The organism is Bacillus sp. (in: firmicutes) (genome assembly GCF_031983925.1).
Lineage (GTDB): Bacteria > Bacillota > Bacilli > Bacillales > Bacillaceae_G > Bacillus_A > Bacillus_A pacificus.
In genome coordinates, this window is sequence record NZ_DALYZR010000013.1 from 16,666 (window position 1) to 41,718 (window position 25,053).

A 25,053-nucleotide genomic window follows, 5' to 3' on the forward strand; every position below is an offset into this window, starting at 1 on the left:
AGTATGTCCTATATTAGAAAGATGAGAAAAAATGATGGGAATTATTTTGACAAGTTTAATTGTCGAAATGACAATAATAATTGACAAATCGTACGATAATATTTACAATTTTAACTAAATAGAACAAATGATGGATTAAGGCGGTGTTACATATTAAGAGGATAAAGTGTAGTGCTATATTTTATCTTGTATAAACATAGTCTTTGAAAGAGAGTATGAATGATAGTAAAGGGGAGGCTTTATACTTTGAGTTTACAAATTCAAAACTTAACGAAACAATTTGGGGAATCAAAAGCAGTTAACGGCTTGCAAATTTCATTACCAAAAGGTGAAGTGTTAGGATTGCTTGGACGAAACGGTGCAGGAAAAACAACGACAATCAAAATGCTTCTCGGATTATTAACGCCTAATGAAGGGTCTATTACATGGGATGGAAAATCATTTGGGACTAGTGGAGTAACGATAGGGTACTTACCAGAAGAAAGAGGCTTATATACAAAAAGTAGAGTAGTAGACCAGTTGCGATATTTTGGCAGATTAGAAGGCATGACGAAAAAAGAAGTAGATCTTGCTATTGATCACTGGTTAGATCGATTAGCAATACCGGAATATAAATTTAAAACGGCAGGAGAGCTTTCAAAAGGGAACCAGCAAAAAATCCAATTAATTGCTGCTCTTCTTCATAACCCTGAACTTCTCATTTTAGATGAGCCATTTAGCGGACTGGATCCAGTGAATGCGGGGATGTTAGCTAGCATTATTGAAGAACAAGTACAGAACGGAAAGACAATTATTTTATCTAGTCATCGCATGGAACAAGTGGAGGCTTTTTGCCAACATGTATGTATTTTGAAAAAAGGTGAAGCAGTCGTAAAAGGTCAATTAAGTGATATTAAAAAAGAATATGGTTTCCGTAATTTAACGATTGAAGATACAGAAGAGAATGAGAAGGGATTAAAAGCTATTCATGTATCGTATGAAAAACAACAAGGCCTTCTTTATGTGAAAGTACAAGACGATGCAGAAGCTCTAAACATTTTACAACAATTACAAGAACAAGGTATTACCTTACGACAATTTAAAATGTTAGAGCCGACGTTAAACGAAATCTTTGTAGAGAGGGCGAAATAACGATGCGTAAATTTTCACATGTATTTTCATTTTATTTTAGAGAAGCGTTTTTATCTAAAAAATCATTAATTACGAGTGCGATTTTGTTTTTAGTTGTGTTTGGGCTTTTCGCATTTAATCATTTCACAGCTGATAACGATAAAGGAAAAGATAAATTTGCTGTAGTAACAGAAAGCGATACGTATAAAGTGCAAGAAAGTGATATAACAAAGTTACTTCCGTCTGCTAAAGTAACGGTAGAAAACAAGGATAAGTTTAATAAACTACGTAAGCAAGTAGAAGATGGGGATTTAGACGGTTTATTCCGTATTACAGAAAAGAATGGTATCCCAGAAGTGACGTATATGTATAGTGGTTTTCCGAGTCAATCAACGGCTACACTTATGGCAAGTTATTTGAAGGAACAGTATACAGCGGTAATGATTGAAAAAAATAACGTATCTGCCGAAGTAGCAAAACAGTTACAGATGGAAATTCCGTTAAAGCAAGAGGCGGTAAAAGATCATGCATCTTCCTTTGGAATTGGCTATGTTTTCTCGTTTGCTTTATATATGTTTATTATTGTGTTTGGAACTGCAATTGGGACGACGATAGCATCCGAAAAATCATCCCGTGTTATGGAGTTAATGCTTCCGAAAGTAAAACCATTAACAATGCTACATGCTAAAATTTTAGCAATTGTTTCTAGTGCTTTACTATTACTTATTACTGCTTCTCTCGGTTTTCTTGTACCGTATTTATTAGGTTGGGTAGACCTAGAAAATGCATCTTTAGTAGGACTTGTACTAGACTTTTCCAAGTTGGATGCTGTAGTAATTAGTATGTTCGTTGTATATTTTGTTACAGGCTACTTACTATATGCAATGTTATATGCAGCGGTTGGTGCTGTTGTATCAAAAATTGAGGATGTGCAATCTCTTTCGTTCCCAATTACAATGTTAGGTATAGCAGCATTTTTCATTAGTATTAAATCACTATTTGATCCTAATAGTACATTAGCTGTAGTTAGTTCGTATATTCCATTCTTTACACCTATGGTTACATTTTCAAGGCTTGTAGCGGGTGAAGCAGGAACTGTAGAGATTATTGTGACTTTAGTCATTTTATTGGTGACTATTGCTATCGTCAATATGCTTGCAAGTCGCATTTACGTAAATGGTGTAATGAATTACTCAGACAAAGTAAAATTTAAAGATTTAGCGAAATTTATAAAGCGTCAATAATGAGAGAAAAGCATGATTTCCTGTTGAAATCGTGCTTTTTCTTTATGTATAAATTAAAAATAGTATATAATAATAAGAGTCGTCTTTTAATAGAATGAATAAAAAGGAGGGTGTGCAGATGGGAATTAGTAGTCGTTTTACAGTAGGTGTTCATATGTTGACATTACTTGCGATAGATCGAAACTCTCGCTGTACCTCTGAATGGATTGCCGGTAGTGTGAATACAAATCCAGTTGTGATTCGTCGCATTACAGGAATGTTGAAGAGAGCAGGACTTGTTGATGTACAAGCTGGTAAAGGTGGTACGACACTTGCTCGTGATTTAGAAGAAATTACATTACTTGATGTATATAAAGCAGTGGAAGTTGTAGAAGAAGGACAGCTATTTTCCTTCCATGAAAATCCCAACATTGAATGTCCAGTAGGAGCTAATATTCAATCAGTATTAGAAATTATTTTAATGCAAGCGCAAGAAGCGATGGAAAATGTACTTGCAAATGTAACAGTAGATCAATTAGTTACAAATTTAAAGTCTAAAATGAAAGAGTAAAAAAGCGAGCATCCTCATAATGAGGGCTCGCCTTTTTTATTTAGAAATATTGAAAATTTTATTTTTCAGTATTTAAAATGAATTTACCTACGATAGCTGCTACGATACCACCAACAATTGGTGCAACGATGAATACCCATAGTTGAGAAAGTGCCTCTCCGCCAGCGAATAAAGCTGGTGCGATACTACGAGCTGGGTTAACAGAAGTTCCAGTTAACGGAATACCTAATAAGTGAACTAAAACTAATGTGAAACCAATTACTAATCCTGCTAGAGAAGAACTTCCTTTTTTACCTGTTACAGCAACGATTACTAAAATGAATACGAAAGTTAAAATAAATTCAACTAGAAATGCTCCAGATAAACCAAGAGTTCCAAAACCGTTTTGACCTAAATTATCTAAAGGTGTTTTAGCAGATTTTAAAATTGTTACTAACGTTGCAGTTCCTAATAAACCACCTAAAATTTGAGCTAATACATAATAACAAAGTTCCATAGCGTTCATTCTTTTATTGATGAACATAGCTACTGATACTGCTGGGTTAATGTGACATCCAGAAATTGTTCCGATGCTATATGCCATAGCCACAATAGATAGACCGAAAGCCATAGCGATTCCTAATGTTCCAATTCCTTCAATTCCGCCGCCAATGACAGCTACTCCAGTTCCGAATAATACTAGTACAAATGTACCAATAAATTCAGCGATTGCTTTTTTTAACATAATTTACCTCCTATTGTTGCGCATGAACCGTATTATAACATAGGTTTTAGTATAAACCGTTAATGAAATACTATTCTGATAAGGCGCAATAGGGGGACAATAAAAAAAGAGTATGGTTCTTTGTCACAGAACCATACTCTTTTTTTATGCTGTTTTTTTCTGTTTAACGACTGGAACAGAACGGTTTAAAATGCTATTTGCAACCATTCCTAACATAATAATAATCATTCCAAGTAGGGAAAGCCCGCCAGGAAATGAACCATTTAAGAAAACAATTTCGCCAAGCACGGTAAAGACCATCGTTCCAGCTTGCGTTGCTTCAACAGCTCCAAGTAGAGCGAGATTATCTTTGGCTAAGTCAGTAGCAAAGAAAAATGTCATTGTCGCTATAACGCCAGAACATAATGCTAACAAAAATCCTTGCAGCATTTGGCTTGATGTTGGAATACCCGTAGTAGAAAATCCGAATATACCAAGTAAAATTGTTATAGGAAGACTGCCTATTGCCATTCCTAATACACGTTGGAATGTATCAAGACGCCCGCCAACAAGTTCCATCATTTTTCGGTTACCGAATGGATATAAGAAAGCAGCTAACACGACAGGTAAAAATCCTGAAATGAACTGAGTCATTGTAATGTGACCTGCTGCAGTTGCTTGCATACAAATTACACCAAGTAAAATAAATAATGCGACATATAAACTACGAAGTGGAATTTTTCCGCGTACAAGTTTCGTACCTGATTTTGTTTCTATTTTAACGAAAAATAATGGCGAGAGTAGTAAACCTGCTAATATAGTAACTTGCCAAGTTCCAGCAACGAGCCAAGCGGGAGAAAAGACAGCTGCAAAACTTAATAAAGAATAGAAACCAATACCAGCAACAGACCCCCACCCGATCCAAGCCAATGGATGTTTCTTTAATTCTTCCCATAACCCCCTTAAGTTTTTGCGAAATAAAACGATAAGGAATAAAATAGGGAGAGCAAATAAAAAACGGAAGGAAGCTGTCCAAGCCCAGCTCGTTCCAGATACATTCATCGCTCGATTAATAATAAAGGTTGCGGAAAAAAAGGCTGATGATAAAAGGCCTAATAAAATTGCGCGCATGAAGTATAGCACTCCTTTCGAAACTTGAAGAATATGTATAGTATAATATACTTTATCGTTATAAAAGTAAACTATTTTATATTTTAAGGTGGTTTTATAGATGAAAGAACATGAAGATATGCAAACGAAAGAAGTCATTCAGCAAGTAGGTCAGTTATTAAGGCAAATTCGAAATGAGCAAAAATTAAGTTTAGAAGAATTAGCTCAAAAAACAGGAGTTAGTAAATTAACGTTAGGAAAGATTGAAAGAGGCGAAACGAATCCGACGTTAGCTGTCATTTGGAAAATAACGAAAGGATTATCGATTCCTTTATCGAGATTGATGGTTGTTGGAGAACCTGTAGCTGTTGCGCGCTGCGGAGAAGGATTTGCAGTAGATGTAGGACAAGCATGGCATTTAGAAACAATGTTCCGTTATACGAAAGAAACGGGGATGGAAATGCACCGTGCTTGTTTACGATCGAATAGTATATATGAACCAGAAGCGCATCATGAAGGTGCTATTGAGCTTGTAACGGTAATGAAAGGGAAAGTATCGATTCAAGTAGAAAGCGATGTATACGAATTAAATGAGTTCGACTCGATTCAATTTGAAGCGAATAAGAAACATAGTTATAAGAATGAAGAAGATGAAGTAGCCGTATTACATTTGACGATGAAATATTCTTCATGAAAAAAATCCCCTATAGAAAATCTATAGGGGATTTTTTATACGCTATGCTCAAATATATGAAAGAAAGTTATTAGTAAGAGCGTGGCATAAGTAATAAACAAATAAAATAAACTAAAAACCCTGTCCCAAAACATAAAACAGCAATGACCCAAAGTATGCGAATGAGAGTAGAGCTAATATCAAAATATTCTCCTAAACCACCGCATATACCAAATAGCATTTTATCAGTTTCGGATTTACATAACCTTTTTGACATCTTCCAATCCACTCCTTTTTATGACAAGCTATATACTTCTATTCTATATGGAAATTTATGAGAAGACTATGAGGTTGTATTACATTTTTTTTAGAAAACAGTCGTATTAATTGTCTTAATTTTCAGTGGATATTAAAATTATATCATGAGGTGAGTTTCAATAAAGGGTGGGAGGGATAGAGATGACAGTATATTGGCTGACTAATGTAATGCTTGAATCAGGGTATACATATGAAGAGGGTAGAATTTCTCAAACAGAAACAGAGTTATGTAGTTTACTCATTGAAGATGGAAGAATTAAAAAAATGATAACAGGGGCTATTCAAGAGGAAGGGGTATCAATTTTTGATGCCAATCGTTTATTAATTTTGCCTGCTTTCGAAGAGATGCATATTCATATTGATAAAACATATTATAGTGGTCCTTGGAAAGCTTGTATGCCAGCAGAAAGTATTTTTACAAGTTTCATGAAGAAGAGGAAATTTTACCGAAGCAATTAGCAACTGCTCAAGATAGGGCGGAAAATATGCTAGCGTTATTGCTTCAAAATGGTGCAACGAATATAAGAACGCATTGTAATGTTGATCCAATTATTGGACTTGGTAATTTGGAGGCGACGTTAGCGGCGTTGGAAACATATAAAAAGCAGGTTTCTGGTAGAATTGTTGCTTTTCCGCAACATGGATTATTGCGCAGTAATTCTGTGCAACTTGTGAAAGATGCGATGCGTATGGGTGCGCATCTAGTCGGTGGAGTGGATCCAGCTACAGTGGATAATGATATTGAAAAATCATTACATACCATTATGGATATCGCAGTAGAATTTAATGCGGACGTTGATATTCATCTGCATGATGCGAATAATCTTGGGACGTTTACGATGAAGAGATTGGCAAGTTTAACAGAAGAAGCGGGATGGCAAGGTCGCGTAACGATTAGTCATGCGCTTGGACTTGGTGGTGTTACAGATAAAGAAGCTGAAGAAGTGGCGGAAAGACTAGCAGCTTTACACATTGATATTACTTCAACAGTACCAATTGGGAAACAAGTAATCCCAATTCCATTATTAGATAAAAAAGGTGTGAAAGTTTCATTAGGAAATGATAGTATTACAGATCATTGGTCACCGTTTGGAACAGGTGATATGTTGCAAAAGGCAAATCGATTAGCGGAACGTTTTGGATGGAGTGATGAAAGATCGTTAGGAAAAGCACTTCGCTTTATTACGGGAGGAAAAGAAACGTTAAACAGTGAAGGGAAGCGAGCTTGGCCGAATGTAGGAGATGGAGCGAGTTTTGTTTTGACGAATGCAACATGCGTCGCTGAAGCAGTAGCGCGTCAAACAGAGAAGCATTTAGTCGTGCATAAAGGAAATATTGTTGTTGGAAGTTTAAGTGAGGTTAAATTTAATAATCTTGTGTAAAAGAATCGTTTAAATGTTTTGAGGAGGGTTCTAATTGTGAGTATAGAACTCTTCTTTTTTATGTTTGAAATATATTTCTTATAGGTTACTAGGAAGGATGAAAAATTTGGACAATCAACATAATCAAAATCATATTATGGGAACTTTGCAATGGTTTATATTTTTATTAGCGAATTCAATCGCATTACCAATTGTCGTTGGCGGATTATTTCATCTTACGACGGAAGACATATTTTATTTAATGCAGCGTACATTTTTTGTAGTTGGTATATCATCTTTTTTACAAGGGTGGGTTGGGCATAGGCTGCCAATTGCGGATGGGCCAGCTGGATCTTGGGTTGGAGTATTTACCGTACTTGCTTACGCAACGGCCGGACAAGATCAATTACATAGTACATTGCAAATTTTAGAATTAGGAATGATAATTTCCGGTGTTATTTTAATAGGGTTAGGGGTAACTGGTTTTATAGGACGTATTTTATTTTTGTTTACGCCGCTTGTGACAGGGACGTTTTTACTTTTATTATGCTTACAATTAAGCGGTGTATTTTTAAAAGGAATGCTAGGAATTACTGCTACTGTTTCTCAAATCGACGGATTTACAGCAATGATCGCTTTTAGTATATTTCTGTTCGTTATTATACTATCTAATTTTGGAAAAGGTTTTGTCAAAAGTTATGCAGTTTTAATAGGATTAATTAGTGGATGGATTCTTTTTCTCATTGCAGGAAAAGTGACGATTCCAGCTCAAGTAACTCATTTTGTGCAACTTCCGCAAATATTTGCTTGGGGACTTCCAAAATGGAATACAGGTATGGCTGTATCGAGTTTCGTTATGGTATGTATTTTAGTTTCAAATACAGTGGCAGCTATTATAGCGATTAATCAAGCAACTATTCATAAAGCGACTATTGAACAAAAACAGTTGAAAGATGGAACATGGGTTGGAGGAATTTCACATATCATCTCTTCCGTATTTTCAACTGTAGGTGTCGTGCCGTTACCAGCAACGGCAGGATTTATACGTTTAACGAAACAAAAATATATACGATCGTTCTTACTAGCATGTATGTTACTAGTCGTAATGTCGATGTTCCCAAGTATTATTCGTTATTTAGCATCTTTACCATCCGCTGTCGCTTCTGCGGTTTTAATGGCTTCATTCGTACAGCTAATTGGAATTGGATTCAATAATATAAAACAAGTGGAGCTTAATGAAAGGAATATAACAATTTTAGGCGTTGCAGTATTATTTGGCAGCGGCGTTATGTTTCTACCGTCTGGAGCGCTCCAGTCCTTACCGTCTGTTATACAATATATATTTGGAAATGGTTTGTTCGTAGGTACCGTTGTTAGCATTTTACTAGAACAAATATGGCGTACTGAAAAGTGAGTGGATGCAAGGAGTGTCTGCACTGTATAAAAGTCTAAAATAACATGTGAAATAAAGCCCATTTTCATTCACCACCCGCACATTTCGTTCATACAATATCTTGACTAAATAAACACCCAACTTACACATACACAGCTCTGGCTTAAGCAAGGAGGGTTATACCAGTTGAAGGAAAAAGCGTATCAATCTAAACCTTTACTCACAAAGAGAGAGAGAGAAGTATTTGAATTACTGGTTCAAGATAAAACAACGAAGGAAATTGCAGGTGAACTTTTTATCAGTGAAAAGACAGTTCGTAACCACATCTCAAACGCAATGCAAAAGCTAGGGGTTAAAGGACGTTCACAAGCAGTTGTTGAGCTTCTTCGCATGGGAGAGCTCGAGTTATAAAAAGAAAGCCGACTTTTAAATGAAGAGTCGGCTATTTTTCTGTCTGTTTCTTGTTCTATATGAATGATAAGAACACTCCATACATAAATAGGTAGTAAGGAGGGGATATGTTGAAAAGGATATTGTTAGTTTCAACAAGCGCTCATGATATGAATGGACACCCGACTGGTTTGTGGCTGGAAGAGCTCGCAGCTCCTTATAATTTGTTTAAAAAAGCTAAGTTCGATGTTGATATTGTGTCGATACAGGGCGGTAGAGTGCCGATTGATAGAGTTTCTATTCCGAACGGGATACCTCGTGAATTTAAGCATGTCGCTTCTTTATTGCAAAATACGAAGTCGATCTCAACGGTTCATTTTTCGGATTATGATGCAGTTTTATTTGGTGGTGGACACGGGGCGATTGTAGATTTTCCAGGTAATCCATATGTTGCAAATTTAATTGTGAATATGTACAACAACAACCGAATTGTAGCGGCTGTGTGTCACGGAGTAAGTTCTTTAGTCGGTGTGAAAAATAAGGACGGCTCGTTTTTTAGTGCGGGTAAGCATATAACAGGTTATACAAATGATGAGGAAAAAGCTGTACATTTAGAAAAGCGAGTGCCGTTTTTGTTAGAAAGTAAATTGAAAGAAGAAGGGGCTTTGTTTTATGTTGCTCCAAATTTTACGCCGCACGTCGTAGTAGATGGGCGTTTAATTACAGGGCAAAATCCGCAGTCTAGTATGGAAATAGGGAAAGCTATAAGAAGAGTTATAAATAAAGTATAGAAAAAGTGCTCGTTACTCATAAAGGTAGCGGGCATTTTTTCTATAGCATAAATGACTCTTTAAACTAAAAAGATGTATTGAGTATAGTGACTTCATTTATAATTAATCGTGAATTTGCTATACTATTTTGTATGGACAAAAGGGGAGGCTCTTTTAATGAGAAAAGTTGCGTGTGCAAATACTTATATTAATAAAATAAAGCCCGTTATTAGAAAAACGAGTTTTAGTCAATTGAAAATAGATGAAATTGCGAAGTATATGGATATTAGTAAAGCTACTTTATATAAACGTTTTTCTTCAAAAGATGAGATTATTGAAGCTGTGGTAGAAGATTTTATGAACTACCTTCTTGAAGGGGATGCGGATAATCAAGATGAAAGTATGTCTTTTGCAGAACGTTTCCAAAAGACGTTTATTCACTCTTTAAAATGTGTGACATACATTTCTGATGTCTTTTTACAAGATTTGAAAGAGGCATATCCGCACTTATCTGATCAGTTAGTCGCTGCACAACAAAATCGTAATCATAATTTGCAAATGTTTTTTGAAGCTGGTATGGAACAAGGCTACTTTAATAAGATGAACGCACAATTATTTATGGTGCAAGATGATGTGATGTTAAGACGTATTATAGATCATTCTTTTTGTATTCAGTACGATATTACGTTAAAGAAAGCGATACTTGATTTTTATCAACTAAAGAAGTATCAACTGTTTAAACCGGAGTATATAGAAGCGATTGATGATTCTGAAATTGAAAAAGAAGTTATGGCTATTTTACAAATGATTTCGTAAAAAAGCAGATTTTCCTATATGAATGGAAAATCTGCTTTTTTTATTACATGTTCTTTTTTAAGTGTTGTAATACTAATTCAGCTACTGGACCACCTGAAGCTGGGTTTTGACCAGTGATAACACGGTTATCTTCTACGGCGAAAGCTTCCCAAGGCTGTGTAGCTTTTTCGTAAAGCCCTCCATTTTTAATAAGTTCATCTTCTGTTAAAAATGGAACGAATTGATCTAATTCAGCTAGTTTTTCCTCTTCATTTGAGAATCCTGTTACTTTTTTACCGCTAATTAAACGTTCCCCATTACTTAATGTAATATGAAATAAACCAGCAGCTCCGTGACAAACAGAGGAAACAATTCCGCCATTTTCATAAATGCTACGGCTAATCATTTGGAGTTCTTTATTTTCAGGGAAGTCCCAAATCACACCGTGACCACCTGCGTAATAAATAACAGCATAGTCTTCTGGATTCACCTCACTTGGTTTCAGTGTAGAACCGAGGCGATTCATAAATTCTTTCTTTTGATACCATTCCCAATCGATGCTCTCCGCCATTGCTAAACTATGCGGATCAATCGGTGTATAACCACCTTGTGGGCTAATATAATCTACTTCGTAACCAGCTTCTTCAACTTTTTTAACGAAATGAACAGCTTCACCAAGCCAAAGGCCAGTAGCTCGATTTAAATTTGGATATTTTTCAACGCTCGTTAATACAACTAACATTTTTTTCTTCATCATAATCCTCCTATAATGTTTCTTCTATATATAAGTTCATTATTTTATTAAGTTAAAAATTGCAAATCTGAATAACCATGTCAGTCCTCCTTATATCGGATTCGAAATTAGTGTATAATAATTTTCGAACAAAGTAAACTAAAAACACTAAATTAGTTTACTTTGTATATTTTTTCGTTGACAAACTATAATGCTGAAACTATGATAGTTCCATGAATATCGAACAACGTACATGTTTCGTTTCGAATTCAATTTGTCGCGCGATAAATGTATACATTTGATGAAGTTGTCTAGTGATAATAGAAGAGCTAAACAACTTCATTTTTCGTTTTCAATTACTACAATCAGGAGAGGTGTTACACATGGGGGAAGATATAAGTAATCATTCAAAATGGTTTGTTTTCACATTATGTTTTATCGTTTTATTAGGACCGATGAATGCGGTTTTATTTAATGTTGCGTTAGAGGATATTGCTCATGATTTATCTATTAGTCAATCGAAAGTAAGTTGGGTTGTAGTAGGTTATTCTTTAGTTGTCGGTATTGGTTCAATGATATATGGGAAGCTTGCTGATCGTTACAGTGTAAAAAAACTATTAATTATTTCGATTATCATATTTGTATTGGGTTCTATTATTGGATTTATGAATCAATCTTATGTGATTACCATTCTTGCAAGATTAGTGCAAGCGAGCGGGGGTGCAGCGTTTATTGCGCTTAGTATGATTGCAGTGGCCAAATTAGTTGTTCCTCATAAGAAGCCTGGTGCGTTAGCGATGATTAGTTCTTCTATTGCATTAGCAGTAGGTATTGGCCCTTTAGTTGGCGGGGCTATTACAAATACACTAGGGTGGCCATATTTATTTTTATTTATGGTTATTTCAGTAGTGGGGATTTTCTTGCTTATAAAATTTATGCCAGAAGAAGCACGGCACACGGATGAAGCGTTTCATTTTGATTACATTGGAGCGGCGTTACTATTTGCATTCATTACGACTGTTTTATTAGGTGTCAATATGAATAGTTGGCTATTTGTGTTATCGATAATTTCTTTATTTTTATTCACGGTTCGTATGAAGAAAGCGGAGCATCCATTTATCGATATTGAGTTGTTTTCGAACAAAGCATTTCTTCGTTTAATAACAGTCGGATTTATAATTAATGTGGCGTTATGTGCTAATTTATTATTGTTGCCATTACTGTTAGGAAGAGAGCACGGATTGTCTCCGTTTGTTATCGGAATTGTATTATTTGTTGCATCACTCTTTGGTATTGTGTCTAGTTTTATTACGGGGAAAATTGTTCCTTCGTTTGGAAATGTGAATATGATTTATGTAGCGTCTGTCATTATGATTGTTGGCTTTTTAATTTTAGGGTTTATTCCGAATGGAAGTATAGTCGTTATTGTATTGGCGATTATTTTGACATTTATGAGTTATTCTGCCATTCAAGTATCATTGAACACATTTATACCGAAAACATTACATGCAGCTAAAGTTGGAGTCGGTCTTGGCTTATATAATTTAATTAACTTTTTCGGTATGGCATTTGGACCAGCTGTTGCGAGCAAAATTATGGAATCTACAAATAGTTATCGTTTCAATTTTATTTTAATCGTCATGTTAATTTCTGCCCATTTCTTTTTATTAATAGGAATGTCTTCTTTCCAAAAAAAGATGGAGCATTAAAGATGTACTTTATTATAGAAGAAACCGACTTTCATATAGAAGGTCGGTTATTTTTCTGTCTTGCAAATTATGAAAAAAAGGAGCAAAATAAAAAAGGTCCTAGTCTATACAGGTACAAATGAAAATTTTCATATAGAAGCAGTTTAAGTGAGCGAACTTAAAGTGTGAAAAATATAATGATAAAATAAGATGATGAATGAGAAAACGGGTGATGAAGTTGAATAGAGCAATCGGTGTTATCGATTCAGGAGTTGGCGGTTTAACAGTGGCGAAGGAATTAATTCGTCAGTTGCCGAAAGAGCGCATTATATATTTAGGGGATACAGCACGTTGCCCTTATGGTCCACGTTCTCGAGAAGAAGTGCGTCAATTTACGTGGGAAATGACGGAGCATTTACTAGATTTAAATATCAAAATGTTAGTTATTGCATGTAATACAGCAACTGCAGTTGTATTAGAAGAGATGCAGAAACAATTACCAATTCCAGTGGTAGGAGTTATTCACCCAGGATCACGTACAGCTTTAAAAATGACAAACACGTATCATGTTGGGATTATTGGAACGATTGGAACGGTGAAAAGTGGTGCATACGAGGAAGCGTTAAAGTCTATTAATAATCGTGTTATGGTAGAAAGTTTAGCGTGTCCACCTTTTGTTGAGCTTGTAGAGAGCGGTAATTTCGAAAGTGAAATGGCGTATGAAGTTGTAAGAGAAACGTTGCAACCGCTGAAAAACACTGATATTGATACGCTTATTTTAGGTTGTACACATTATCCAATTTTAGGTCCTGTTATTAAACAAGTAATGGGAGATAAAGTGCAACTCATTAGTTCTGGTGATGAAACGGCGCGTGAAGTAAGTACCATTTTATACCATAGTAAAATGTTGAATGAGGGAGAGGAACAAAGTGATCATCTCTTCTTAACAACAGGGAAAATAGGTCTATTTAAAGAAATTGCATCAAAATGGTTCGGTCAACCGATTGAAAATGTGAAACATATTTATTTAGAAAAAGAATAATAATAGAATTCATATAAGTGAACTCCTGAGAAATCAGGAGTTTTTTTGTTTATAGGGAGCACAGCTTGTTCTAAAACATGAAACAGCTCGTATACATAATAGTACAAACTTAGATTTTAGGGGGGAATGGCATGCCTAAATCCACTTTTAAATGGGTTGTTGGTGCTACTGTGAGCGCTGTTTTACTAACAGGGTGTGGCTTTATAAATCAAGAGAAAGCAACGGAGCAAATTGATCCGCCAAAACAAGTTACGTATACAGAGGGTGGAAAGAAAGAAGTATCTAAGAAAGATAAGCAAGGACAAACGGTGAATAGAGAACTATACCTTGTTGATAAAAATGGCTATGTTGTACCGCAAACGTTAGCTATACCTACTCCGAAAGCAAATGAGGTTATTCAGCAAACGTTAGAGTACCTTGTGAAAGATGGACCGGTAACGAATTTGTTACCGAATGGGTTCCGTGCAGTCATTCCGGCGAATACATCGATGACCCTAAACTTGAAAAAAGATGGGACGGCAGTCATTGATTTTTCTAAAGAAATGAAAAACTATGCAAAAGAGGAAGAACGTCAAATCGTTGAATCTATTGCATGGACGTTGACGCAATTTAAAGAAATAAAACAAGTGCAGTTCCAAATAAATGGTGAAAAATTAGCGAAGATGCCTGTTGGTGGTACACCGCTTGGTGAAGGGGTGAGCCGTGCGAACGGTATTAACTTCGATGATGAGCAAGTAGCGGATGTAACAAATACAAAACCAGTAACACTTTATTTTATGGCACAAAATAATAATAAACAGCAATACTACGTACCAGTAACACGCCGCGTTGTAGAAGGAAAAGAAAATGATTATGCAGCAATTGTAGATGAACTTGTAAAAGGACCGATTCATCAATCTCTTCTGAACGATTTCAATCCAGGAGTTAAGCTCATTACGAATCCGAAATTACAAGATGGAAATCTTACATTAAACTTTAATGAAAATATATTTATAAACCCAGATAAAAATATGATTTCAAATTACGTATTGAAGTCATTAGTTTTATCTTTAACAGAAAAGAAAGGCGTGAAAAGCGTTTCTATTGAAGTAAATGGTAAAGCGAATCTTATAGATGAAAAGGGCGGAAAGTTAATAAAACCTGTAGATCGTCCAGAAAACGTGAATACAGGTAGTTTTTAATCGCCAATAATTTGATATACTTAAGTAAGAAAGGGGAATTGCTTTTTGGGTTCCCCTTCTTTTATTGTATACATATCATACATTTAAATTTGGCTATACTAACAAGTAGTTATGAGGAGGTTATTGTTATGCGAGTAGATGGTAGAGAGAAAACAGAGTTACGCCATATACATATTCATACGAATTATTTAAAACATCCAGAAGGATCAGTATTAATTGAGGTTGGGGATACTAAGGTAATTTGCTCAGCGACAATTGAAGAGCGTGTCCCGCCTTTTATGCGTGGAGAAGGAAAGGGCTGGGTAACAGCTGAATACGCGATGATTCCACGTGCGACAGAACAACGTACAATTAGGGAGTCAAGTAAAGGGAAAGTAACAGGACGTACAATGGAAATCCAGCGCTTAATTGGACGAGCATTACGTGCGGTAGTTGACTTAGAAGCGCTTGGTGAGAGAACGGTTTGGATTGATTGTGATGTTATTCAAGCGGATGGTGGAACGAGAACAGCTTCTATTACAGGTGCATATGTAGCAATGGTATTAGCGTTTGAGAAATTACTACAAGCAGAAAAAGTATCTAAAATTCCAGTAAAAGATTATTTAGCAGCAACGTCAGTAGGAATTGTTGAAGAACAAGGTGTTGTTTTAGATTTAAACTATGCAGAAGATTCTAAAGCAGACGTTGATATGAACGTAATTATGACTGGAAAAGGTCAGTTCGTTGAAGTGCAAGGAACTGGAGAAGAAGCGACGTTTAGTAGAGCGCAGTTAAATGAATTACTTGATGCTGCAGAACAAGGCATTTTCCAACTGATTGACATGCAAAAAGAAGCGTTAGGTGACATCGTATCTCATATAGAGTAGAGGTGGAAAGTATGAAACAAGTTGTTGTAGCGACAAAAAATATGGGGAAAGTACGTGAATTTGCTGAGTTATTTGAGCGATTTGATTTAGAAGTGAAATCATTACACGATTTTCCTCATATTGAAGAAGTCGAAGAAACTGGTGAAACATTTGAAGAAAATGCAATCTTAAAAGCGGACAGTTTGAGTAGACAATTGAATGCAATTGTAATTGCGGATGATTCAGGTCTTATTGTAGATGCTTTAAACGGGAAACCAGGTGTGTATTCAGCACGTTTTGCTGGAGAGCCGAAAGATGATCAAGCAAATATTGATAAAGTTTTACAAGAATTAAATGACGTAGCGTTTGAAAAGCGTAAAGCTCGTTTCTACTGTGCATTAGCAGTGGCATTCCCTGAAGGGGATAAAAAGCCTGTCATTGTAAATGGGACGTGCGAAGGGTTTATTTTAGAACAACGCCGCGGGGAAAACGGCTTCGGATATGATCCGATTTTTTATGTGGAAGAATATAAAAAAGCGATGGCCGAACTAAGTTCAGATGAGAAAAATGCTATTAGTCACCGCGGACGTGCTCTACGTAAGCTAGAAGAAAAAATCCCTGAATGGTTTTTAGGAGAATAAGGGAGAGAGATTGATGAAAGCTTTAATCGTAAGCGATAGTCATAGCTCTGTGAAGGAATTACAGCAGTTAAAAGAGAAGTATGAAGGGAAAGTAGATATCATGATTCATTGCGGTGATTCAGAGCTAACGCCTGCTCATGAAGAGCTGCAAGGTTTCCATGTTGTAAAAGGGAATTGTGATTATGCTAACTTTCAAGACGAAATTGTAACTGATGTAGATGGTGTTCGTTTCATAGTTGTGCACGGACATCGTCATAACGTGAAAATGACGTTACAAACATTAGCATACCGTGCTGAAGAGGTAGGGGCGCAAGTTGCATGCTTCGGACACTCTCACGTATTAGGTGCGGAATTAATCGACGGCGTTTTATTTATTAATCCAGGCAGTATTTTATTACCGCGTCAGCGTGTAGAAAAAACATTTGCTTTATTAGAAATGGATGAAAATCAAATGGAAGTTCGTTTTGAAACACTAGACGGACAGCTAGTTGAACAAGCAGTTTTTAAAAGAGGATAAGAAAAATTATCCTCTTTTAAAAAAGGTGTTGACTTTATGTATGGTTATACATATAATAAATATTGTCGATAGGGCAACGGCGCTAACGAAGAAAATAAAATAACCTATGCGGGTGTAGTTTAGTGGTAAAACAAGAGCCTTCCAAGCTCTGGTCGAGAGTTCGATTCTCTTCACCCGCTCCATGTCCCAGTAGCTCAGCAGGATAGAGCAACGGCCTTCAAGAAAAATAGGAGCCTTTATAGGGAAACAAGAACCTATAAAGTGGACGACACTATATCGGTGAAGCCTTAACAGTTCGGCTGATGGTAATACCGAGGAAACTTACGATCTTGAAAAAGATTAAGGAGTTTTGAATGATTAAGTGAAACTTAATGGTAAAGACTCTGAAGTATGATGAAAATCATCGTGAGGTTCCGTAGAGACTACACGTGTCGCACCTGAAATGGTGAAGATATAGTCCAGACTACAAACAGTAATTGCTGGTAGCGAAAGCTATGGTGGTAAGCTAAGCCGTCGGTCGGGAGTTCGAATCTCTCCTGGGACGCTAAAAAAACCTTGTTATCTTTTGATAACAAGGTTTTTTGTTTGTCTACAAATTGATGTATGTGCAAAAGGTGTGAAAAATATAACGTAATATATGGTAATTATTATGTGTAACGGATTGAAGTGCATGAAGAAAAGAGCGCCATTTATGCGCCCGATTCCTCTTATTTCATTTCAAGAATCAATAGGTTTATGATGGAACTCAAATCCATATCCAGATTCTCCTAACTGTTCACTTACAATATTATAAAACTTTTTACCGTCCTAGTACGATTGAGCAACCGTTATCGAAACTTATCCCCGTTAGTGTGTTACAATGGATAGAAGCGGAAAACGAGAATCTCCAATTGACTGGACCTGTGATTGGTTAGATGGTTTAAGAAGGTCGTATAAAAAAGGGAGATGGCGCAAAGATGGCGAGATCAAATGAGAATGAGTTAACGGAGAAATTGGCAGAAGGTCAACGGAAATATGGTGATGGCAACTTTACAGTACAGAACATCGGTGATGAAACTAATCCGAATTGGACTGTCGTAAAAAATGTGAGGAAGGGATCGGCAGGCATTCGCGAAGGAGAAGATATATTAAGACTGCGATCAAAATATATAAAATAGTACGGAAATGGGCGGAGTGGGAGCTCGAAATTCTCCTGGGACGCTGAGAAACCCTTGTTATCTTTTGATAACAAGGGTTTCTGTTTCGCTAATAACCAAATTCCTGGTTCAAGTATAAAGTTACTATCGGTAGATCCTTTTAAATTACATTAAAGATAAAGGGATAGAGTAAGGATATTCTGAAGTCTGTAGGTGAAAAATAATAACATTATTTATAGAACGTTAAAGGAAATCATGAATAGATTATTTGCTTATCATTACCCCGAGTAGGCGATGGAAGTTGCATTTAGTTGAGATGAGAATTACTTTATATTCTTGTTTATTGTTGTGTTGTAAAATAGCTAAGTTTGAGTAATCTTTGAAATTAGAATATTTGCCTTTGAGCATCTTTGCTAAGTTTGTTGCTTCGAATTGATTTGAGCATTTTTCAGTGATATAGCAACAACATTTATCTGGAGTTTTATGGTATTCTTCGGTGCTGCATACTAAGGTAGTGAAATTGTTCATGAAAAATCCTCCTAGTATTTATGGGAATTTTAATTTTATTATTAGTATAAAAAAGTGAGAGTTCTTTAATTTTGCATAAGATGAAAGAATTTTGTTGAAGCTTTCTTCTGGTATAAGAGAGTGCTCGAATTCAAAAAAATATATATCGGTAAATAGATTTTAGCATAATTCTAAGAAATCGCACTTGCATTGAAATTTTAATTTGTATGGGACAGAGAAACATATTGTAAATATTTCCTTGTAATGTTAAAATGAGTGTGAGGTCGTGGAGTAACGGTTTAACTCGCCTATACTTTGTATAGGAGATGGGGGTTCGATTCCCTTCGACCAAAATGTATAAATTTTTATACATTTTGGTCGGGAGGAATGAACATTGAGTTTTGTTTCTGATAATTCAGCTAATTACAGTCCGTTATATAAGCAGCAATGCCAAAATGTAAAGTTAATTGATGCGGCATATAGTAGTATTGAAAGTAAAATTAAAGAATCTATAAGAACTGAGAAAAGGGATGAAGAAATAGTTTTTACCAGATTATTATCTAATATTACAGTAATATGGATGGAAGCATCCATATTGAAAATATGTTATGATAATAATTCTTTTACAGAAGAAGATATTTTGGAAATAAGAAATTCAAAATCGTTGGAACAAAGAATAATAGGTCTAATTAATATGTCTGTTTGTAAAAAATATAATATTCCATTTACTAGAAAACACTTGGATTTAGAGCTTAGGTATACTCAAAGAGCTAGATATAAAGGGTTGATACAGTTAATAGAAAATGATTTTAAAGAGTCTGTAAGTATTAGAAATAAAATAGCTCATGGTCAATGGAAATTTGCCTATTCTAATAATGAAAACGCTCTAGATAAAGAGATTACAGGAAAGATTAATAGCGAAAATATTGTAGCGATACAATTGAAAAGAAACTTATTTAAAAATTTAATGGATCTTATTCAGCATATAGCAGTAGATTTTGAAAAATATGATTTGAATTTTGATATAATGTATGAAAAAATTGAAGGCTATAAGCATAACAAAGAAGGACGAAGTTATCAAGAATATAGGAATATGTTAATTGAGAAATATCGAATTGGATTGATTAAGAAAAATAAAAATCTTTCTCAATCACTTGTGTAAAATTAAAGCTATATAGTGAGGTATTGAATTAATTGGAAGTTTGAATATCTTTAAAGTCAATATTGAAATCTTGTTATCTTCTGGTAATAAGATTTTTTTATTTCTTATAAATTATATAATGTTATTTTTACATTTATTTAGTTAAAATGATTAACATAATCATTGTTTGGGCAACTAGATATGGTATTGATTTTAATACAAATTGATGAAGGGATTTATTTTTTAGAATTAGATGATAATATTTTTCGGCCAGTTTTTGGAGATGTGGTTAATAAATTCGTGAATTTAAATTATACCGTAACAAAAGAAAAAAGTTAGTATTTTTATGACACTAAACTTTAAAAGTGTTATATATAAATGAAATGCTAGATACTAAAAAGGTGTGATAATAGTCTATACAGTTATGAATAGGCAGGGGATGCGAAAATGTGTTGTTTATTTCAGAAAATCGTAATAAATATATGATAAAATATTTTTAATAGTAAAAGAGACAGGATTGGTGAAAATTGATGAAATGGCTTCATTTATCAGATTTACATTATTTATATAAAAATTACGAAACAGATGTTATGAGAGATAGTTTTATTACTTATTTGGATGAAACGTTTTCGGGTACAATAGATATTTTGTTTATCACAGGGGATTTTGCTCATCGAGGTAGTGATTATACAGAAGATCTATTTATTTTTTTAGAAAGTATACTGAAAAGTTTGGGGATTGAAAAATCAAGTGTGTTTATTGTACCAGGGAACCATGATGTAAAAAGAGATGAAATTGCGGAGCTTATTATAGATTCAATTATCAATAATGAAAATGCTAGAAAAAAAATTAATGAATTAGGAGAGAAACCTTTTAGGAGTCTATACAGTGGTCAAAAAGCATTTATTGAGTTTTATGAAAAATTTCTTGAACGGGAATATCCTAAGGATGATTTGCATTTTTTTATAAATCATAAAGACGTGAATATATTACATATTAATACATGTTTAGTTGCTGGAGCGGATGATGTAGAAGGGAAGATTTTGGTTGGGCTAGACAAGTTATATGCGACATTGAAAAAGTTAGATAAATCAAAAATTACTTTTGCATTGGGGCACCATACATTAAATTGCTTACATAAAGATGAAATTGAAACATTTAAAAATAGATTATCAGATAGTTGTATTGATTTTTATTTATGTGGACATGTGCATAAAACGAATTTAGGAGCGGTGTTAGATAATTTTAATGCCACATATGTATTTACTTGCGGAGCAAATGTTGTTGATGAGTATTCAGATCCTGTATTTATTGAGGGAGAATTTGATATAACGAGCACTACTGCTAAAGTGAAATATCATAAATGGCATCAAGAAAATGAATTTTGGTATATAGATAATTCATTAGATCGAAGGTTGAGAAACGGATATTTTGAATTTGGGATCGATAAACTCAAAAAAAAAACTAAATCTTTAAATAAAAAATCTAATCATCTAAATGAAAATAAATTTAAATCTTTTCTAATTAAATTTATTGAAATTTTAGACGGTGAAAAGCCTGCTACTGGGAAGTTCGTGAAAAAAGATGTAAATGATAAATTTACAAATATGCTTTGTTCTAAAAGTTTTCAAATAGATTTCGATAAACAATCAATTTATTTTCCTATTATAAATGAGATTTATAATACCTCTGCGTTTGTGAGTTTTGAAGGAAAAGATTTAATTTCAAGTTTAATATCTAGGGTTTATAGGAGGAATTGGAAAAAGTGTGAGGATGGAGATGATGTTTTTGATAGAATACTGCAGACGGTAGTTGAAGAATACATTAATGAAACGGAGCTATCTTTAATTGAAATTGAAAAATATATTTCTATATTAATATATTGGGGAATTCACGAATGTGATATTTACAATGAAACGATAAAGAAAGGAGTTTCATAATGGATTTCTTTTTACTTAATAAGCAATTTAATCTGGAAGATAATGTTTTATGGGTGGCTAAAACATGTTATGAATTGCTGGATCAAAGTTATCATTTAGATGAGTTATTTAATAAATATATCGAACAAGAAGATGTCCAGCTTAATTTGAATTTAGAAAGAATCTTATACTTAGCTTTATCTTTTTTGTACTCTTTAGAGTTAGTAAAAATAAAAAATAATAGGATTGAGAAGGTATAGTATGATTTTAAAAAAATTATATGTGTATAATTCAATTGAAAAGGAAATTAAACAAGAATATGTATTTAATCCATATGGAATAAATATAATACTTGGTGAAAGAACTAAAGCAACTGATGAAACTAATGGTGTGGGGAAATCTACAATGATTGATTCAATCAACTATTTATTAGGATCTTCTTGTCCAAGTGAATTGAAAAATAGTAAGGCCATTAAAAACTCTAGAATGCTCTTGATACTAGAAATTCAAAGCGAAGAGAGAAAAATATTTTTAGCAAGAAACTTTTTGAATAACGAAAAGGGATATATTTTAGAAGATAAAGAATTAGATTTTAATTTGGATGTATGGAAAGAATTTAAAGAGGAAGATTATAAGTCTTATATTAATGATGAAATTATTTGTTTGAAAAAGAACGAACCTAGTTTTGCTTCTTTAAAAGAATATATTATAAGAGATGAAAGAAAAGGTTTTAATGATATAAATCTGCCTAATCGTTCTGGAGAAGATGTATCAAAAATATTTTGTTATTTATTTGACTTACCTTTAGATTTTGAAAGTAAAATAAACATAATAAAGTCCGATTGGATTAAACTACAAGAAAAAATTAAGTTTATTGAGTCTATGAAGAATGAAATCGTAGAGTTAAAGACGAGACAAAAAACATTGAAAAATGATTTGAAACAAATTGATAAAAAAGTAAAGACATTAAGTATTGTTGATTCTATGGACGATTATGCGAAGAAATATAAAAAATATAGAAAAGAATACAGTGATTTACAGAATGACATTTATGAATTAGAGTTTGTAAAAAAGCAGTATGAAAAAAATATTGAAAATCTAGTTGGGAAAGTAGAGCAAATAAAAAAATTTAATGACATAGAACAGTTTTTTGAGCAGTTAATTGAATACTTTCCGGACAAAATAAGTAAATCAAAAGATGAAGTTCAAGATTTTTATGAATATATGGTTGAAAATAGGGGAGCCTATTTTACGCTAAGAATTCAAGAAATTAGCATGGAAATAAAAAAATTAAAGAACGAAATACAGAATGTAAAATTTAAATTAGATGTTTATTCTAAAAGTTTCAAAAAAAGCGATATATTAAACGATATTAATGCTATAAATTCCGAAAAAGATATTATATACAAAGAATTAAATCAAGTGGAAGGTAAGATAAATTTCTATGAGCAAAAAAGTAAAATAAATTCAGATATAGCTAAAATAAAACAAGAAGTTATGAGGCAATCATTGGTATTTCAGGAAAAGTTTGATTTGTATAAAGAATTTATTAATGAAATAAGCGATGTTTTTAATACGTTAGTTAATGAAGCATACGGCGAAGAGGGATTACTGGAATTTGAAATGAATCTAAAAACAGGCCTTACTAATAACACGGGTAGAATATTGGTTACTTGTAAAATTGACGATGAAGGTTCTCATGGAAGAAATTATATGAAAGTTAATATGTTTGATTTAACGTGGTTTATGAAAAGGTTAACGTATAATTTAAATAATATTGGTTTTTTAATTCATGATGGCTCTTATTCAAAACCAGATAAAAACCCAAAAGAAAAACTTTTAAAGTTTGTTGATAAAGAATTGGAAAATTTAGGTTGTGGTCAATATTTAGTTACTTTAAATGTAGATGAACTAAGCGATGAAGATATTCAATATTTCGATGAAAAAAACAAAATTATAGCTAAGTTTAGAAGGGGGGATACCCATAAAGATAGATTCTTAGGTGTGAAAATAAACAATAAGATTGTTTCAAATTAATCTTTTCTTTAAAGATGTGTATAACATATATTGATGTGGATTTAATATGGTTTGTATGGGGGAGTGTCTAGGTAACAATAATTGTAGTTTAAGTGAACCTAAGTGTATTAATCTCTAGTTATTCAAATAATTAGGCTTGTTTGTTGGGGGTATTGTGAAAAGATGATATTATGATTATATGGTGATTTTTATTGGAAGGAGGAAGTGCAAAAGTTATGAAAAAAATAGAAAAAGAAATTATGGGTTTTAATATTTTGAATGTTAAAATAGAAAGTACGGGTCTTCGAGGAGGAGACTCAGGTCATGGTGGTAGAACGGTTTTTAGATTGGAGGATCATGCTTCTACATCATGGAATTTGAAGTATGAGGAGAATTTGAGCGGTGTTACTAATGTGGAGCAACCACAAGCTATCGAAATTGAGCTTTTAGGCGACTCTGAACTAGAAACATTTGTTAAAGCTTTAGAGTTTGCGGTTGAAGAACTAAAAAAAATAAAAAGATAATTCTATACAAAAGAGTCATATGATCTATATGGCTCTTTTGGAATTGTATGTTATTTATGGTGCTGTAGTATTGGACTTCATAGAAGGTATAGCTGAAAAAGGTGTTGAGTAAAAGTGCACTATCATATAAAAATAAAAAGAAATTTAGCAGTTTTAAAGGTTCAAGTTGATTTGTATGAAAAAGAATATATGATTTTAACACTATAAACGGAACATTTTCGGTTTAATCTTGCAGTGTATTAAGAGAGTTCAAGTGAAATAGAGAAAATTGAATTCGATAGGAATTCTTGAAGTGAGATTTCGTTCTAGTTATTTTACGGTAAATGGAGTCGCCACAAAAGAAGGAAATAAAGAAGAATTAGATGTGTATCACATATATTAGTCCTCAAACTGACTTATGTTATTATTTTAATCCTCACTCTTCGATATCCATATCGTAATTTATGCCTAAGACAGACGTCTTTGATTTTTTCTTCTATATCATCTCTAAAACGTTTTGTTCGTTGTAACTAATGATAAAATCTAATATGCTGTATAACTCTTTTATTGTTGTTTTTGTTTTTAAATGTTTATTTTCTAATCGTAGTGGTTCCAATTCACTTAATTCTTTTGGTTATTTTCCATAAAAAATGTTTTCCTGCAGGTTGTTGAAAATGAAATGTGTGACTGGTACGATACCAGTTCATTTCTTTTAGGTAATGAACTCTCGTTTTTTTGAAATTGAAAACACCTCCATTGAATTTGCA

The 25,053-nt window shown here is 33.7% G+C and carries 25 protein-coding genes, 1 tRNA gene and 4 pseudogenes; 23 read left to right on the forward strand and 7 right to left on the reverse strand.

All coding sequences use genetic code 11. The features are described from left to right. Positions 1–246: 246 nt before the first annotated feature. From RTP99_RS24020 to RTP99_RS24030, 3 genes are all read left to right on the forward strand, one after another. Positions 247–1,131 carry an ABC transporter ATP-binding protein gene (locus RTP99_RS24020; protein WP_000058127.1) on the forward strand — a complete coding sequence of 295 codons (885 nt, stop codon included), beginning with the start codon at positions 247–249 and terminating at the stop codon, positions 1,129–1,131. A gap of 2 nt (positions 1,132–1,133) precedes the next feature. Beyond that, positions 1,134–2,354 (forward strand): ABC transporter permease, encoded by a 1,221-nt coding sequence (locus RTP99_RS24025; RefSeq protein WP_001224998.1) that lies wholly within the window; start codon positions 1,134–1,136, stop codon positions 2,352–2,354. 118 nt (positions 2,355–2,472) lie between these two features. After that, entirely contained in the window at positions 2,473–2,904 is a 432-nt protein-coding gene (locus tag RTP99_RS24030; protein ID WP_000512998.1) for an Rrf2 family transcriptional regulator, read from the forward strand. 58 nt (positions 2,905–2,962) lie between these two features. On the opposite strand, the gene RTP99_RS24035 is transcribed toward RTP99_RS24030, so the two are convergent. Together RTP99_RS24035 and RTP99_RS24040 are read right to left on the reverse strand one after the other, a co-directional pair. Then, complete coding sequence (locus tag RTP99_RS24035) at positions 2,963–3,628, reverse strand: MIP/aquaporin family protein (protein ID WP_000913200.1); 666 nt, start codon at positions 3,626–3,628, stop codon at positions 2,963–2,965. 144 nt (positions 3,629–3,772) lie between these two features. Beyond that, complete coding sequence (locus RTP99_RS24040) at positions 3,773–4,738, reverse strand: DMT family transporter (protein ID WP_001201659.1); 966 nt, start codon at positions 4,736–4,738, stop codon at positions 3,773–3,775. A gap of 100 nt (positions 4,739–4,838) precedes the next feature. On the opposite strand from RTP99_RS24040, the gene RTP99_RS24045 reads away from it, so the two are divergent. Further along, positions 4,839–5,411 carry a helix-turn-helix domain-containing protein gene (locus tag RTP99_RS24045; protein WP_000658051.1) on the forward strand — a complete coding sequence of 191 codons (573 nt, stop codon included), beginning with the start codon at positions 4,839–4,841 and terminating at the stop codon, positions 5,409–5,411. Between the two features lie 70 nt (positions 5,412–5,481). On the opposite strand, the gene RTP99_RS24050 is transcribed toward RTP99_RS24045, so the two are convergent. Then, a complete protein-coding gene (locus tag RTP99_RS24050) occupies positions 5,482–5,667 on the reverse strand; it encodes a PspC domain-containing protein (RefSeq protein WP_000044337.1) in 186 nt (61 codons plus the stop codon). A gap of 182 nt (positions 5,668–5,849) precedes the next feature. Here RTP99_RS24050 and RTP99_RS24055 point away from each other — a divergent pair. The 5 genes and pseudogenes from RTP99_RS24055 (at position 5,850) to RTP99_RS24075 (ending at position 10,438) form a co-directional block, all read left to right on the forward strand. After that, positions 5,850–7,090, forward strand: a pseudogene (locus RTP99_RS24055) (amidohydrolase family protein). 97 nt (positions 7,091–7,187) lie between these two features. After that, positions 7,188–8,483: a purine/pyrimidine permease gene (locus RTP99_RS24060; RefSeq protein WP_041184706.1), complete on the forward strand. Its 1,296-nt coding sequence runs from the start codon at positions 7,188–7,190 to the stop codon at positions 8,481–8,483. A gap of 165 nt (positions 8,484–8,648) precedes the next feature. Continuing rightward, on the forward strand, positions 8,649–8,873 hold the full coding sequence (gerE, locus tag RTP99_RS24065) for a spore germination transcription factor GerE (RefSeq protein WP_000659484.1): 225 nt from the start codon (positions 8,649–8,651) through the stop codon (positions 8,871–8,873). Positions 8,874–8,980: 107 nt separating this feature from the next. After that, the gene (locus RTP99_RS24070) at positions 8,981–9,643 is read left to right on the forward strand and encodes a type 1 glutamine amidotransferase domain-containing protein (RefSeq protein ID WP_000919615.1); all 663 of its coding nucleotides are present in this window, start codon (positions 8,981–8,983) and stop codon (positions 9,641–9,643) included. 156 nt (positions 9,644–9,799) lie between these two features. Further along, entirely contained in the window at positions 9,800–10,438 is a 639-nt protein-coding gene (locus RTP99_RS24075) for a TetR/AcrR family transcriptional regulator (protein ID WP_001233021.1), read from the forward strand. Positions 10,439–10,481: 43 nt separating this feature from the next. Here the strand turns inward: RTP99_RS24075 and RTP99_RS24080 are convergent, their stop codons facing one another. Further along, positions 10,482–11,171, reverse strand: a complete 690-nt coding sequence (locus tag RTP99_RS24080; protein ID WP_000728500.1) for a type 1 glutamine amidotransferase domain-containing protein — start codon at positions 11,169–11,171, stop codon at positions 10,482–10,484. 362 nt (positions 11,172–11,533) lie between these two features. Here RTP99_RS24080 and RTP99_RS24085 point away from each other — a divergent pair, with 362 nt between their 5' ends. The 7 genes from RTP99_RS24085 to RTP99_RS24115 all read left to right on the forward strand — a co-directional run bounded on the left by RTP99_RS24085 (position 11,534) and on the right by RTP99_RS24115 (position 17,246). Continuing rightward, positions 11,534–12,859: an MFS transporter gene (locus tag RTP99_RS24085; protein WP_000503387.1), complete on the forward strand. Its 1,326-nt coding sequence runs from the start codon at positions 11,534–11,536 to the stop codon at positions 12,857–12,859. Positions 12,860–13,070: 211 nt separating this feature from the next. Next, positions 13,071–13,880 (forward strand): glutamate racemase, encoded by an 810-nt coding sequence (racE, locus tag RTP99_RS24090; RefSeq protein WP_000773996.1) that lies wholly within the window; start codon positions 13,071–13,073, stop codon positions 13,878–13,880. 131 nt (positions 13,881–14,011) lie between these two features. Further along, positions 14,012–15,061, forward strand: a complete 1,050-nt coding sequence (gerM, locus tag RTP99_RS24095) for a spore germination protein GerM (protein WP_001126762.1) — start codon at positions 14,012–14,014, stop codon at positions 15,059–15,061. Positions 15,062–15,189: 128 nt separating this feature from the next. Continuing rightward, the gene (rph, locus tag RTP99_RS24100) at positions 15,190–15,927 is read left to right on the forward strand and encodes a ribonuclease PH (RefSeq protein ID WP_001261765.1); all 738 of its coding nucleotides are present in this window, start codon (positions 15,190–15,192) and stop codon (positions 15,925–15,927) included. A gap of 11 nt (positions 15,928–15,938) precedes the next feature. Next, positions 15,939–16,547, forward strand: coding sequence for an XTP/dITP diphosphatase (locus tag RTP99_RS24105; RefSeq protein WP_000815935.1), 609 nt, complete (start codon positions 15,939–15,941; stop codon positions 16,545–16,547). 13 nt (positions 16,548–16,560) lie between these two features. Next, positions 16,561–17,064, forward strand: coding sequence for a metallophosphoesterase (locus RTP99_RS24110; RefSeq protein ID WP_000645499.1), 504 nt, complete (start codon positions 16,561–16,563; stop codon positions 17,062–17,064). Between the two features lie 108 nt (positions 17,065–17,172). Then, positions 17,173–17,246 (forward strand) — tRNA-Gly (locus tag RTP99_RS24115). A gap of 535 nt (positions 17,247–17,781) precedes the next feature. Here RTP99_RS24115 and RTP99_RS27935 read toward each other — a convergent pair. Further along, positions 17,782–17,868: pseudogene (locus tag RTP99_RS27935) on the reverse strand (DUF6572 domain-containing protein); the annotation flags it as partial. Between the two features lie 152 nt (positions 17,869–18,020). Between RTP99_RS27935 and RTP99_RS24120 the strand changes: the two are divergent. Further along, the gene (locus RTP99_RS24120) at positions 18,021–18,221 is read left to right on the forward strand and encodes an SPX domain-containing protein (RefSeq protein ID WP_000124462.1); all 201 of its coding nucleotides are present in this window, start codon (positions 18,021–18,023) and stop codon (positions 18,219–18,221) included. A gap of 243 nt (positions 18,222–18,464) precedes the next feature. Here RTP99_RS24120 and RTP99_RS24125 read toward each other — a convergent pair whose 3' ends face one another. After that, a complete protein-coding gene (locus RTP99_RS24125; protein WP_001058923.1) occupies positions 18,465–18,728 on the reverse strand; it encodes a hypothetical protein in 264 nt (87 codons plus the stop codon). Positions 18,729–19,101: 373 nt separating this feature from the next. Between RTP99_RS24125 and RTP99_RS24130 the strand changes: the two genes are divergently transcribed. The 6 genes and pseudogenes from RTP99_RS24130 to RTP99_RS24155 all read left to right on the forward strand — a co-directional run. Next, the gene (locus tag RTP99_RS24130; RefSeq protein ID WP_000011491.1) at positions 19,102–19,869 is read left to right on the forward strand and encodes a hypothetical protein; all 768 of its coding nucleotides are present in this window, start codon (positions 19,102–19,104) and stop codon (positions 19,867–19,869) included. A 509-nt stretch (positions 19,870–20,378) separates the two neighbouring features. Beyond that, the gene (locus RTP99_RS24135; RefSeq protein ID WP_000871568.1) at positions 20,379–21,788 is read left to right on the forward strand and encodes a metallophosphoesterase family protein; all 1,410 of its coding nucleotides are present in this window, start codon (positions 20,379–20,381) and stop codon (positions 21,786–21,788) included. After that, positions 21,788–22,027: a hypothetical protein gene (locus tag RTP99_RS24140; RefSeq protein WP_000345319.1), complete on the forward strand. Its 240-nt coding sequence runs from the start codon at positions 21,788–21,790 to the stop codon at positions 22,025–22,027. Before RTP99_RS24135 ends, RTP99_RS24140 begins: the two co-directional genes overlap by 1 nt. Position 22,028: 1 nt before the next feature. Continuing rightward, entirely contained in the window at positions 22,029–23,804 is a 1,776-nt protein-coding gene (locus RTP99_RS24145; protein ID WP_046648392.1) for a DUF2326 domain-containing protein, read from the forward strand. Positions 23,805–24,019: 215 nt separating this feature from the next. After that, a complete protein-coding gene (locus RTP99_RS24150; protein WP_011040716.1) occupies positions 24,020–24,307 on the forward strand; it encodes a hypothetical protein in 288 nt (95 codons plus the stop codon). Positions 24,308–24,421: 114 nt separating this feature from the next. Next, positions 24,422–24,723 (forward strand): annotated as a pseudogene (locus RTP99_RS24155) (group I intron-associated PD-(D/E)XK endonuclease); the annotation flags it as partial. Here RTP99_RS24155 and RTP99_RS24160 read toward each other — a convergent pair. Further along, positions 24,724–24,993, reverse strand: a pseudogene (locus tag RTP99_RS24160) (IS3-like element ISBt2 family transposase); the annotation flags it as partial. It abuts the pseudogene before it with no gap. Positions 24,994–25,053 lie beyond the last annotated feature (60 nt).